The sequence below is a fragment of the Stenotrophomonas sp. HMSC10F07 genome (genome assembly GCF_001807895.1).
In the GTDB taxonomy this organism is placed as follows: domain Bacteria; phylum Pseudomonadota; class Gammaproteobacteria; order Xanthomonadales; family Xanthomonadaceae; genus Stenotrophomonas; species Stenotrophomonas sepilia.
In genome coordinates this window covers 57,159-69,350 of record NZ_KV791441.1, presented here as the reverse complement: position 1 = coordinate 69,350, position 12,192 = coordinate 57,159, and the positions used below count along the sequence as shown (strand labels likewise).

Annotated in this window: 9 protein-coding genes; 4 read left to right on the top strand and 5 right to left on the bottom strand. The window is 68.7% G+C overall.

The window, feature by feature from the left end; all coding sequences use genetic code 11:
- Positions 1-213 precede the first annotated feature (213 nt).
- Positions 214-621 carry a YciI family protein gene (locus HMPREF3114_RS16960; RefSeq protein ID WP_053499021.1) on the top strand — a complete coding sequence of 136 codons (408 nt, stop codon included), beginning with the start codon at positions 214-216 and terminating at the stop codon, positions 619-621.
- Here the strand turns inward: HMPREF3114_RS16960 and HMPREF3114_RS16955 are convergent.
- Entirely contained in the window at positions 599-2,680 is a 2,082-nt protein-coding gene (locus tag HMPREF3114_RS16955) for an NHL repeat-containing protein (protein WP_070490101.1), read from the bottom strand. The two genes, HMPREF3114_RS16960 and HMPREF3114_RS16955, sit on opposite strands and share 23 nt — an antisense overlap.
- Before the next feature lie 167 nt (positions 2,681-2,847).
- Here HMPREF3114_RS16955 and HMPREF3114_RS16950 point away from each other — a divergent pair, with 167 nt between their 5' ends.
- Positions 2,848-4,368, top strand: a complete 1,521-nt coding sequence (locus tag HMPREF3114_RS16950) for a tetratricopeptide repeat protein (RefSeq protein WP_070490100.1) — start codon at positions 2,848-2,850, stop codon at positions 4,366-4,368.
- A 7-nt stretch (positions 4,369-4,375) separates the two neighbouring features.
- Here HMPREF3114_RS16950 and HMPREF3114_RS16945 read toward each other — a convergent pair whose 3' ends face one another.
- Positions 4,376-5,152, bottom strand: coding sequence for a lytic transglycosylase domain-containing protein (locus HMPREF3114_RS16945; RefSeq protein WP_053499015.1), 777 nt, complete (start codon positions 5,150-5,152; stop codon positions 4,376-4,378).
- 204 nt (positions 5,153-5,356) lie between these two features.
- Complete coding sequence (gene cycA / locus HMPREF3114_RS16940; protein ID WP_070490099.1) at positions 5,357-6,730, bottom strand: D-serine/D-alanine/glycine transporter; 1,374 nt, start codon at positions 6,728-6,730, stop codon at positions 5,357-5,359.
- A 228-nt stretch (positions 6,731-6,958) separates the two neighbouring features.
- On the opposite strand from cycA, the gene HMPREF3114_RS16935 reads away from it, so the two are divergent.
- A complete protein-coding gene (locus HMPREF3114_RS16935) occupies positions 6,959-8,575 on the top strand; it encodes an EAL domain-containing protein (RefSeq protein WP_005415082.1) in 1,617 nt (538 codons plus the stop codon).
- 67 nt (positions 8,576-8,642) lie between these two features.
- Here the strand turns inward: HMPREF3114_RS16935 and HMPREF3114_RS16930 are convergent, their stop codons facing one another.
- Both HMPREF3114_RS16930 and HMPREF3114_RS16925 read right to left on the bottom strand, forming a co-directional pair.
- Positions 8,643-9,827: an MFS transporter gene (locus tag HMPREF3114_RS16930; RefSeq protein ID WP_070490097.1), complete on the bottom strand. Its 1,185-nt coding sequence runs from the start codon at positions 9,825-9,827 to the stop codon at positions 8,643-8,645.
- Positions 9,824-11,002, bottom strand: coding sequence for a serine hydrolase domain-containing protein (locus HMPREF3114_RS16925; protein ID WP_070490104.1), 1,179 nt, complete (start codon positions 11,000-11,002; stop codon positions 9,824-9,826). The genes HMPREF3114_RS16930 and HMPREF3114_RS16925 overlap by 4 nt, the downstream gene beginning before the upstream one ends.
- Before the next feature lie 227 nt (positions 11,003-11,229).
- Here HMPREF3114_RS16925 and HMPREF3114_RS16920 point away from each other — a divergent pair, with 227 nt between their 5' ends.
- Positions 11,230-12,129, top strand: a complete 900-nt coding sequence (locus tag HMPREF3114_RS16920; RefSeq protein WP_032953875.1) for a LysR family transcriptional regulator — start codon at positions 11,230-11,232, stop codon at positions 12,127-12,129.
- The last annotated feature ends 63 nt before the right edge of the window (positions 12,130-12,192 follow it).

The window sequence follows — 12,192 nt, the reverse complement described above, 5'->3', positions numbered from 1 at the left end:
GGCATGGATGCCGCGGCCAAGCCCCCATGGATGGGTTTACGGCGTCCCCCGACCCGCCTACCCACCCGGCCAAGCCCAAGAATCACGCTGTAGCGCCACCACGGAGGGGCTCCGCCGTTCGCCGCCCCCCGCCGAAGGCGCGCTTCCGCGCTGCAACATGCCCGCGCGCCATCCTGCGCCATCATGGTCCCCCGCCCCCGCCAGGACCACGCCATGCAGCAGTACCTGCTTCTGATCTATATCGAGCCTGCCCTGCTGCAGGCGCTGCCCACCGAAGAATTCAACGCGCTGATGCGCGACTGCCTGGCCCACGCCGACAAGCTGCAGGCCGAAGGCACGCTGCTGGCCGCCCAGAAGCTGCAGCCGGTCGATACCGCACAGACCCTGCGCGTGCGCGATGGACACAGCCGCGTGCTCGATGGCCCGTTTGCCGAAACCCGCGAGCTGCTGGCCGGCTTCAACCTGATCGTGGCGCGCGACCGCGACGACGCCATGCGCATCGCCCGCGACTTCCCGTGGGCACGCTTCGGCAGCATCGAAGTGCGGCCGCTGGAAGACATGGACGCCGAGCGCGAACGCTGCGGCGCCCCGGCTGCGGCTATGGCAGCAGCCGTACTCTGATCTCGCGCGGGCCGACGCCTTCGTTGCCGCTGTAGTCGCGCACGCTGGCACGCACGATGTACTCGCCCGGCGGCAACGCCGCCGGCTGCCAGCGTCCGGTTTCCATCAGGCCATCACGCACGGTGTTGGTGGCCAGGTAGCGGAACCGGGTCACCGCGCTGCCATGCACCGTGATGCCGCTGTCCGGTGCGTAGGCCACGCGCACCGCTTCCCGCTGCGGCGGCATGCGGTTGAACACGATGTTCCAGCGCGGCTGCTCGTAGCCCTGCAGCGGATGTCCCGTAGCATCGAGAATCTGGTAACCCACCTGGTACATGCCCAGCCGGCGTCGTGGCAGATTGTTGTCGACCTGGTCCCAGGCCTCCACCACGATCTGCACGCCACGCCCCTGCCGCGCAACCATCACCACGCCATCGCTGCCGGCGGCCATCGGTTGGTCGTTGTCGTCCAGCAGTGCTACATCAGTGATGCGCGGTGCGAAGTGATCGGCGTAGTTATGGAAGCCAAGCGCCACCGCATTGGTTTCGAAACCACCGGTGCCCACCGCCAGGTGCACGTGCGCCTGGTTGTTGATGCTGCCCAGGCGGTCTCCCACGTGGATGCGCATGCCACGGCGCACGCGCATCCGCTGCAGCTTGCCCTGCTCGTCATACAGCGCCTGCCAGCGCGCGTCGAACGGCACATCGCGCGGGGTGCGGCCGACACGCATGTGGATGTACTTGAGGCGGTCCACCGCCAGGCCCTCGGCCTGCTCGCCCAGGTTCCAGGCCGCCACCGGGCTGCTGATCTTGCCATCGGCAATCGCCAGCACGGTCTGGCCCACATCACCGCGCACGTCGAAGCCGCCATGCAGGTGGTGGCGGCTCTCACCGCTGAAGTTGCCGCGCACTTCACCCAGGGTGCCGACCACTTCGTGCCAGCCGTCCTGCGGTGCGAGCGGCCAACGGCCGCCCGTCTTCGGCAGCGCGGCATCGGCGGCCGGGCCGACCAGTGCCGGCGCCGGCAGTTCGCCCACCGGCAGCGGACGCAGGCGATGCAGGCGGTAGCCTGCGGCGTCGGCCACCAGCACGCTGCCATCGGCATCCAGCGCCAACCCGCTGGGGCGGGCCAGGCGTGGCAGGCGACCGTTGCCGACCAGTGCGATCTGATGGCCCTGCGGCGTCACCTGCACGATGCGGCCATCCATATCCCCCACGTACAGCACGCCATCGTGGGTGGTGGCCAGCGACAGCGGCCCATTGATCACGCCGCCGCCGGCGACCACGGTGCTGACCGTGCCATCGGTCCCCACCCGGCGCACGGCGTTGTTGAACAGATCGGCCACCAGCAACGCACCCTGCGCGTCGAAGGCCAGCGCCACCGGCGTATCGAAACGCGCAGCGGCGCCCGCGCCATCGGCAAAGCCTGGCCGATCACCACCGGCCAGGGTGCGCACACTGCCATCGGTACCGATCACCCGGATGCGGTCATTGAACGTGTCCGCCACGTAGACCTGGCCCTGCGCGTCCACCGCAACGCCCATCGGTGCATCGAAGCGGGCCTGCATGGCAGGGCCATCGGCGAAGCCCTGTTCACCACCGGCCAGCGTGGTCACCTGGCCATCGGTGCCGATGCGGCGGATCGCATGGTTGCCCGTGTCGGCCACGTACAGGTTGCCCTGCGCATCACCGGCAATGCCCGAAGGCGTATTGAAGCTGGCCTGCAGCGCAGGGCCATCGATACGGCCCTCGCCCTGCCCGGCCACGGTTTCAACGCGGCCATCGGGCAGGCGGCGGCGGATCCGGTTGTTGTCACCGGCATCGGTGAAATAGATACTGCCATCGGTGCCGCGCAGCAGTGCATACGGGTCGGCGAAGCGCGCCTGCGCGGACGCACCGTCGCGGTCGCCGGGGTGACCATCGCCGGCCAGCGGCTCGATCTGCGCGGTCCAGGCCAGCGGCGTGGGCACCGGGCCGGCAGGGCCGGCCAGCGTTTTCAGCGGGGTATCCCACCAGGTTGCAGCCAAGCCCACCGCCGTTGCCAACGCCACCCCTGCCGCCATCCATTGCCACCGTGCCATCGTGTTGCGCTGCCTCTGCCTGCTGCTTGAAGAGGCACCGACAATAGACGCTGAGCGTGCGATCCGCCACGGCCGATCATGCGGCTGAACACCAGGATTCGCTTCGTCGTGCTTGTCCTCGCTGGCCGGAGCAGGTTCAATGCGGTTCCCACGGATGGAGATTCTCCATGCCCCGCGTTCTCCCCCTCACCGCCCTGCTGCTGGCCGCATTGGCCAGCGCGCCCGCCTCCGCTTCGATCACGGTGGCCCCGCAGACGCCATCGGCCACCGCCGATGCAGTACACGCGGCGTACGCCACGCGTTGGGATGAAGCCATCCAGCAGGCACGCGACGGCAACACGCTGGGTGCGCTGATCAGCATGGAGCGGCTGATGGAAGATCCGTTGCTGGACGACTTCGATGCCGAGCATCGCGGCCGCGCCTCGCAGGTCGCCGGCTGGACCGCGCTGATGCAGAAGAAGCCGGACCAGGCCCGCCGCTACCTGCAGCGGGCGCAGGAGGCCCTGCCGGAGGATGCACAGATCCTGCTCACCCAGGTGTCGGTGGAACTGTCGGACAACCAGCCGGCCGCAGCCACCACTTTCCTGGTGAAGGCACTGCAGCACGCCGACGCACCGCTGCCGATCGATCACCACGCCATCAACTACCTGCAGTACCGCCTGCGTGAGCAACCGCAGAAGCGCATGGACCTGCTGCAGGCGCTGTTTGACAACGGCTGGAAGAGTGGCGGCCTGGAACCCACCGGGCTGTGGCTGGCGCTGGCCACGCTGCAGGCCGACAACGGCCGTGGCGACAGCATTCCGGCCACGCTGGCGCGCATCGACAGCCCGGCCGAGATCATCCGCCTGCGCAGCGACAAGCGCTTTGATCGCTATGTCGATCGCGGTGACGCGCGTTTCGATCCGGTGCAGGCGGCACAGCGCCACCTCGATGAACTGCGTGTTTCCGGCCTGCTCGACCGCGCACTGGACGCGCGCATGGCCGAGTTCAGCACCACCTTGCTGATGCTGGACCGCAACGAGGAGGTGCTGTCGTTGACCGAGGGCATGGCCGGTGCCGCCAGCAACGGCGAATCGCCTGCCGCTGCGGAGGCGGAATGGGTGGCCTGGCTGCTCAACAGCCGGCTCACCGCACTGCGCCGGCTGGGCCGCACCGATGAGGCACTGGCCACGGCGAAACAGGCCGCCCGCATCGGCGCGCTCGGCCCGGATGGTGTCGAGCACCAGATGAATGTCGGCTTCGTGTTCAGTTCGCTGGGGCGCATGCAGGACGCTGCGCAGGCAGTGAATGACATGCCGGGCCTCGCCGGTTACGGCAAGGCCGCACAGGCGCTGCTGCAGTTCGCCGCCGCCCGCGAGCGCGGCGATGCCAAGGCGCGCGATGCAGCACGCGCGGTGATCCTGGCCCAGCGCGACGATGCCCGCCTGTTCCATCGCGAAATGCTGCTGGAGGAAGGCGACCTGGACGGTGCCGCCGCCGTGCTGATCGAACAGCTGCGCTCGCCGGTTGAACGCGGTGAAACCCTGGCCAGCCTGCAGGACATGCGCACCTATCCGTCATTGCCGGGCGATGTGCGCATCGATGCCGCGTGGCGTGCACTCAAGCAGCGTGCCGACGTGCAGGCGGAGGTGGCACGCGTCGGCCGCATCGAGCGCTACGACCTGGTCAGCACTTCCACCTCGCGCTGAGTCCCTGCTAGCGGGCTGGCACTTCGGTGCGGATGCCCATCGCTTCGCGGTAGCGCGCGTACAGCGCCATCACCTTGTCCACATAGGCCAGGGTTTCGGCGTAGGGCGGCACGCCCTTGTAGCGGGTGACCGCACCGATGCCCGCGTTGTAGGCAGCCGCCGCCAACGGGCGATCGCCGTTGTAACGGCGCAGCAGCGCGCGCATGTAGCGGGCGCCGCCCTCGATCGACTGCTGCGGCGAGAACGGATCGCGCACGCCATATTCCTGTGCGGTCTCCGGCATCAACTGCATCACGCCCTGTGCGCCCTTGCTGGATACCGCCAGCGCGTCGAAATTGCTTTCGGCATGGGCGATGGCACGCAGCCAGGCATCATCGACGCCGGTGGCCTTGGACGCGGCCTTGAACTGCCTGGCGTGCTGCGCGAGCTGCGGCTTGCCGACCTTGCCCAGGCCCTCGTGCGCCGGCTCGCCCGGCGGCGTGGCCACGGTGAACTTCAGGAATACCCGCGAGCCGGGCAGGTTGCGGGTGGAATAGACCAGCACGCCGTCCTGCTCGCGCTCGTACAGCACACCACTGAACACGCCCATGTTGCCCCACAGGTTCGGGGCCTGGATGGCGTTGTCGTCGATCTCCTTCGGCGTGCACCGCGATCCCGGCTCCGGTGCGGTGGCCAGGCTGACGGTGTTGCCCTGCACGCAGCGATAGACCGTGCGCGCGGCAGCCATCCCGGGCCACAGGATGGGCAGCAGCACCAGTGCAAGCAGGAGAGGTCGATGGAACATGGCGGCCGGATGATCCGGCCGCGCCCGCGAATGTTGGGTGAATGGGCGGTTGGCAGGGCTGCGCCCTGCACCCGTGGTAGTGCCGGCCGCTGGCCGGCAACCTCAACAGCAACAGCCGTTTTCCCGCGAGGAGGCGGGGTGGGTCCCGCGACCTGCCGGGGTCAGATCACGTTGCTGAGCAACGGGATCTGACCCCACTTCGGATCACTTCGCGGCCCTCCGGCGCACCCAATACCCCGCGCCCAGCAGCGCGAACCACACCGGGCTGGCGATCAGCGCCTGGCGGGTGTCGCCCTGCAGGCTCAGCAGCACCAGCACGGCGGCGAAGAACACCAGGCAGGCCCAGCACATGGCAACGCCGCCGGGCATCTTGAAGATCGAGGCAGCGTGGCGCTCCGGGTAGCGGCGGCGATAGGCCATGTAGGCCACCAGGATCAGCGACCAGACGAAGATGAACAGCACCGTGGCCAGCGTCGTCACCAGGGTGAAGGCGGTCACCAGGTTCGGAATCAGGTAGATCAGCAGCGTGCCGCCCAGCAGGCACAGGCACGAGAACAGCAGGCCTCGGGCGGGCACGGCAGCGCGTGACAACTTCGACAGCCCGCGCGGGGCGTGACCCTCTTCGGCCAGGCCGTACAGCATGCGGCTGGTGGAGAAGATGCCACTGTTGGCCGAGGACGTGGCCGAGGTCAGCACCACGAAATTGATCAGGCTGGCGGCGGCGGGAATGCCGGCCAGCACGAACAGCTGCACGAACGGGCTCTTGTCCGGCACCACCTGGCGCCACGGGGTGACCGCCATGATCGCGATCAGCGCCAGCACATAGAAGATGATGATGCGCACCGGGATCGAGTTGATTGCCTTGGGCAGGTTGCGCTCGGGATCGGCGGTTTCGGCGGCGGTGGTGCCGACCAGCTCGATGCCGACGAAGGCGAACACCGCAATCTGGAACCCGGCGAAGAAGCCGACCAGGCCCATCGGGAACATGCCGCCGTCATTCCACAGGTTCGACAGCGACGCGGTGTGGCCGCTGGGTGAAGTGAAGCCCCACGCCACCAGCCCGGCGCCGGTGATGATCAGCGCACAGATCGCCACGATCTTGATCAGCGCGAACCAGAATTCCATTTCACCGAACAGCTTCACCGTCACCAGGTTCAACGCCAGCAGCAGCATCACGCAGGCCAGCGCCGGTTTCCAGGCCTCAAGCCCGGGGAACCAGAACTGTGCGTAGGCGGCAATCGCGATCACGTCGGCAATCGCGGTGACGATCCAGCAGAACCAGTAGGTCCATCCACAGAAGAACCCGGCCCACGGGCCGAGCAGGTCGGTGGAGAAGTCGATGAAGGATTTGTACTGCAGGTTGGACAGCAGCAGCTCGCCCATCGCACGCATCACGAAGAACAGCATCGCGCCGATGATCAGGTAGACAAAGACGATGGACGGGCCGGCCAGGCTGATGGTCTTGCCCGAGCCCATGAACAGGCCGGTGCCGATGGCACCGCCGATGGCGATCAGTTGCAGGTGGCGGTTGGACAGGCTGCGGCGCAGGTGCTCGGGGGGCGTGGCGGGCTCGGTCATGGGCGCGGGAAGGGGCGGGCGAAGCGTTCGACGGTAGTCCTCCGCGGCGCCGAGCGCCAGCGCCAGACGGCCCCATTGCGTCAAAGCAGGCCGCTTTCACCACAATGTGACCGAATACCGTATTGATCCCATTCCGCCCGGCCCGGTGCCATGCTCAGATAGCCGCACCTGCCCAAGGACCGGCCCGACCATGCGCCCTGCCCCGCCCGCCCTGCTGGAGCCCCGGCAATGAGCCGCCTGCGCGTCATCATCGGCGGTACCGCACTGGCCCTGCTGGCCGCTGCGGTGCCGATCGCGGTCATGGCCTACGCCACCTGGGACCGCGCGGTCAGCGTCGAACAGCAGCGCCTGCGCGACATCGCCGATCGCACCCTGCGCCGCTCCGACCTGTCCTACCAGGAGGCGCTGGCGGCGCTGAAATCCGCCGAAGCCGGTGCCTACGTGTCCTGCAGCCCCGAGCACATCCGGCGCATGCAGACCCTGGTAATGACCACCCCATCGATTGACCAGATGGGCTACTTCGAAGGAGGCAAGCTGCGCTGCACCTCCTGGGGGCCGTTCCTGTCGGATGTGGATCAGCCCAGGCCGGACCACGTCACCAGCGACGGCGCCGGCATCGCAGTGGACGTGCGCCCGGAAATCAGCGGGCGACGCCAGGTGCTGGCGATCCTGTATGGGTCCTACGACGCTCTGGTGGACCCACGCCGCTTCGTCGATGTCATCGCCGACCCGAATGTGCGGCTGGCACTGGCCAGCCCCGATGGACGCCTGCTGGCCAAACAGCCCGGCCTGGATCCGGACCTGCTGCAGGCACTGCTGCGCGACCCGGGCGAAGGCCTGGACCACACCACGCTGTTCGCTACCGCGCGCAACGAGGAATGGCTGGCCGTCGCCACTACACCGCGCACCGCGCTTGCCGCGGCCTTCCGCCAACAGGCCTGGCTGTACGTGCCGGCGGGCCTGCTGCTGGCCGCCGCCGGGGCCGGCCTGGTGATCTGGCTGTCGCGGCGCCGCCTTTCCCTGCGCGGCGAACTGGCCACCGCCATCCGTCGCCGCGAGCTGTACCTGCATTACCAGCCGATCATCGAACTGGACACCGGCATCTGCGTCGGCGCCGAGGCGCTGGTGCGCTGGCAACGCCCGGATGGCACCCAGGTGCGCCCTGACCTGTTCATTCCACTGGCCGAAGAGGCCGGCATGATCGCCGACGTCACCGACCTGGTGATCGAGAACGTGGTGCGCGACATGCGCGAGCTGCTGGTCGCCGACCGCAGCGCGCACATCGCGATCAACCTCGCCGCCGAAGACATCAGCAGCGGTCGCGCCCTGAAGATGATCTCCCGGCACATGGCCGGCAGCGGCATCCTGCCGCAGCAGATCTGGATGGAGGCCACCGAACGTGGCTTCCTCGATCTGGACCGCGCGCGCACCATGCTCGCCGCCGCCCGCCGCGCCGGCCACAGCGTGGCCATCGATGATTTCGGGGTCGGCTTCTCCAGCCTGCAATACCTGCAGCAGCTGCCACTGGATGCGCTGAAGATCGACAAATCATTCATCGATGCGATCGGTACCGAAAGCGCCACCAGCCCGGTCACGCCGCACATCATCGACATGGCCAAGGAGCTGGGCCTGTGGGTGGTGGCCGAGGGCGTGGAAACCGAAGCGCAGCTGGCCTACCTGCACAGCCGGCATGTGGAATTCGGACAGGGCTGGCTGTTCTCGCGGCCGCTGCCGCGCGATGAGTTCGTCGCCTTCCATCAGAAGCGGCAACAGCAGTACGGCGCTGCACGCGAACACATGCAGAACCCGCGCAGCGTGCCGATCGAGCAGGTACCACTGGATTAGCAAGGCAAAAGCAAGGCCCACGGTAGTGCCGGCCGCTCGCCGGCACCGCGTCATCACTGATCAATAGCTACGCCCACGCCTTCGGCCGTGCCAGCAACCACGCGGCGGTCACCGCCAGCAACAGCAACGGCAGCCATCCCAGCTGGCGTGGGCCGCTGGCCTGCAGCAGCACCCCGCCTGCCACGCCGCCGGCCGCAATGGCCAGGTTCCAGCCGGTCACCAGCATCGATTGCGCCAGGTCCGCAGCGGCCCCGGCGCGCCTTGCCAAGGCGGTCTGGAACAGGGTCGGCACGGCACCGAACGCCACGCCCCACAGGATCGTCGCCAGCAGCAGCGCGCTCGCCACGCCTGGCCACACCAGCAAGGCCAGCACCGGAACGATGAAACCGATCACCGCCGCCCACACCAGCGCATGCAGGTAGCGATCCACGCCCCAGCCGGCCATCGCGATGCCAGCAATCGCCGCCATGCCGAACGCAAGCAACAGCCGGTCCAGCCACGCACCGGCACCCGCGTCGACGGCCAGCGGCTCGATGTAGGTGTACAGCACGTTGTGCGCCAGCACGTACAGCGCCATCACCAGCAGCGCACTGCGTACACCGGGCAGGCGCCACACGGTCGCCAGCGAAGTGCGTTGCCCGGCCCCAGCGGCCGGCAGCGCAGGCAACGCCCAGCGCGCGTAGGCCAGCAGCAGCAGACCCAGCACGCTCATCAACGCGAACGCCCAGCGCCAGCCGATCTGCTGGCCAAGCAGCGTTCCGGCCGGCACCCCCAACGACAGCGCCAGCGGCGAACCGACCATCGCCACTGCGATGGCCCGTCCCTGCAGCGACGGCACCACCATGCGTGCGGCGTAGCCAGCCACCAGCGACCACAGCAATCCACCGCTCACACCGGCCAGGAAGCGCGCAGCCAGGATCAGCGCGTAACTGCTGCTCAACGCGGTCAGCGTATTGACCACCACGAAGCCGGCGATGGCCGCCAGCAGCAGCGGAAGCCGTGGCAGGCGCTGGGTCAGCGCGGTCATCGGCAGTGCTGCCATCACCGAACCCAGCGCATACACGCTCACCAGCTGGCCGACCGCCGCATCACTCACGCCCAGGCTTTCGCCCATCGGCCGCAGCACACCCGCCGGCAGGGTCTCGGTCAACAGGGTGATGAAGCCACCACCGGCCAAGGCAAGCAGGCCCGCCCACGGCAGGCGCGTGGCCTCGCCGGCCGGACTGGCGGCATCGATGGCATGGCCGCTCATCGCGTTGCCCGCAGGTCGGCATAAATCGCATCGCGCAGGTCATCGACGAAAACGCCATCCATCCCTTCGTACAGGGTGTTGGTCAGCGCCACCACGCTCAGCCCACGCGACGGGTCGACGAACCAGCTGTGCCCGTAGACACCGCCCCAGCGCCAGCTGCCTTCGCGCTGTGGTGTGCCGCTGGCGGCGGCATCGCGCAGTACCGCAAAGCCCAGCCCGAAGCCCCAGCCGGCCGGTTCCGGCGGCCCCTGCTCGCCCACCTGCGGGCTGGCCATCTGCGCCGCCAGCGCGGGCGGCAACAGGCCGGAGCGTTGCACGTCGCGCAAAGCCTCCAGCACCGCCATCACCTCATCGGCGGTACCGACCAGGCCGGCGCCGGCCGAAGCGAACCGACTGGCGTCGGTGGCACGCGCGGGACTGAACTCGATGCCCAGCGTTCCCTCGAAAGGTGCGACCACCTCGCCTTCCTGCAGGCGATGCGGTTGCGGCCTGTCGCTCACATACGGCGTGGCCAGCCGCTCTGCATCGCGCGCAACGAACGCGGTGTCGCGCAGGCGCAACGGGGCAGCCAGCAGGCGCTGGAACAGCGCCTGCAGCGTTTCACCGGTCGCGGCTTCGGCCACCGCACCGGCCACGTCCACGCCCAACGAGTAAAGCCACTGGCTGCCCGGTGCGAACAGCAGTGGCACCTGCGCGATGCGGCGCACGTTCTCGGCCAGGGTCAACGGGTTGGCGTCCATGCCATCGCTGACGCCAGCGCGCGCGTAGGGGCCCTCCGCATCCGCCTCCAGGAAGCGATAGCCCAGTCCGCTGCTGTGGCTGAGCAGCTGGCGCAGGCTGATCGGCGGCGTGCTGCCATCGGCCAGCGCCGGGCGGAAGTCCGGCAGCCAGCGCTGCACCGGCGCGTCGAGGTCGAGCACGCCTTCAGCCACCAGGCGCAGGATCACCGTGGCCAGCAACGGCTTACTGACCGATGCCAGCCGGAACAGCTGATCGCGCTGCATCGGCCTGGCCGACTCGCGATCGGCCAGCCCGCTCGCGCTGGCATGGCGCAGCACGCCGTGCTCGCGCACCAGCACCACCGCACCAACCAGGCGCAACGGATGGACCTGCTGCAGCAGCCGCTGCACCGAAGGCAGCGTCGGTGCAGGTTCAAGGGAAAGAGCGGCATTCATCATGGTGATCCCTGAGGAGAGGCCCGCCACGTTAGGCAGCGCGCGGCGCTGCAAAAAGCCGGTTGCCGCTCCGGGCATCATGGACCGTGCAGTCCGCAATCGGCATCATGCCCGGAACTGCAACGCCGCAAGGGCTGCCCGAGGCCCCGCACCACAGTGTTGCGATGGCCGCGCCGCGTGCCGCGATCACCCGCCCCTACCCTGCCGTTTTCATTGCCGGTACGCCCATGTCAGTCCTGGACAACCTCGCCAACCTGCAGACCTTCGTCCACGCCGCCGACACCCGCAGCTTCGTCGAGACCGGGCGCCTGCAGGGCATCTCCGCATCGGCCGCCGGCAAGTGCGTTGCGCGGCTGGAGCACGCACTGGGCGTGCGCCTGTTCCACCGCAGCACGCGCAGCATCACCCTCACCGCCGAGGGCCAGCTGTTCCTGGCGCGCTGCCGGCGCATCCTCGACGAACGCGATGCCGCGCGCACCGAACTGGCGCAACCGCACGCTGCACCGAGCGGCACGCTGCGGATCAGCCTGCCACTGGTAGGCGACCTTACCCTGCCGTTGATGGCCGAATTCATGGCCGCGTATCCGGACATCCGCCTCGACCTGGATTTCAGCGACCGGCTGGTCGATGTCATCGAGGAAGGTTTCGATGCGGTGCTGCGCGTTGGCGAACCCAGCGACTCGCGGATGAACGCACGCCGGCTGGGGGTATTCCCGCGGCGTGTCGTCGCCTCGCCGGGCTACCTGCAGCGTCGCGGCGTTCCACGCACGCCGGCCGACCTGCTGCAGCACACGTTGCTGCACTACCGCTTCCCCAGCACCGGCAAGCTGGAGCCGTGGCCGATCCACTGGCCCGACCACGAAACACCGCAGGAGCTGCCGGTGCACATGGTGGCCAACACCATCGAGGCGCGAGTGGCGCTGGCGCTGCGCGATACCGGCCTGGCCTTCGTGCCGGTGCACTCGGTACGCGATGCGCTGGCCGACGGCCGCCTGGTCACCGTGCTGGAGGATCATGTGCACTCCTGCGGCACCTTCCACCTGCTGTGGCCGTCGGGCCGACACGTATTGCCGAAGCTGCGGGTGTTCATCGACTTCGTCGGCGCCCGCCTGGACACCGTGCCGTAGCCGCGATCGATCCACCGCATGCCCGGCCCACCGTAGATCCACGCCATGCGTGGATGCTTCTTG

What these genes read in the sequence shown, in the direction of transcription:
- HMPREF3114_RS16930 (WP_070490097.1), bottom strand. Translation starts at nt 9,827, where the DNA reads ATGAGCGGCCATGCCATCGATGCCGCCAGTCCGGCCGGCGAGGCCACG.
- cycA (WP_070490099.1), bottom strand. Translation starts at nt 6,730, where the DNA reads ATGACCGAGCCCGCCACGCCCCCCGAGCACCTGCGCCGCAGCCTGTCC.
- HMPREF3114_RS16945 (WP_053499015.1), bottom strand. Translation starts at nt 5,152, where the DNA reads ATGTTCCATCGACCTCTCCTGCTTGCACTGGTGCTGCTGCCCATCCTG.
- HMPREF3114_RS16935 (WP_005415082.1), top strand. Translation starts at nt 6,959, where the DNA reads ATGAGCCGCCTGCGCGTCATCATCGGCGGTACCGCACTGGCCCTGCTG.
- HMPREF3114_RS16920 (WP_032953875.1), top strand. Translation starts at nt 11,230, where the DNA reads ATGTCAGTCCTGGACAACCTCGCCAACCTGCAGACCTTCGTCCACGCC.
- HMPREF3114_RS16950 (WP_070490100.1), top strand. Translation starts at nt 2,848, where the DNA reads ATGCCCCGCGTTCTCCCCCTCACCGCCCTGCTGCTGGCCGCATTGGCC.
- HMPREF3114_RS16955 (WP_070490101.1), bottom strand. Translation starts at nt 2,680, where the DNA reads ATGGCACGGTGGCAATGGATGGCGGCAGGGGTGGCGTTGGCAACGGCG.
- HMPREF3114_RS16925 (WP_070490104.1), bottom strand. Translation starts at nt 11,002, where the DNA reads ATGAATGCCGCTCTTTCCCTTGAACCTGCACCGACGCTGCCTTCGGTG.
- HMPREF3114_RS16960 (WP_053499021.1), top strand. Translation starts at nt 214, where the DNA reads ATGCAGCAGTACCTGCTTCTGATCTATATCGAGCCTGCCCTGCTGCAG.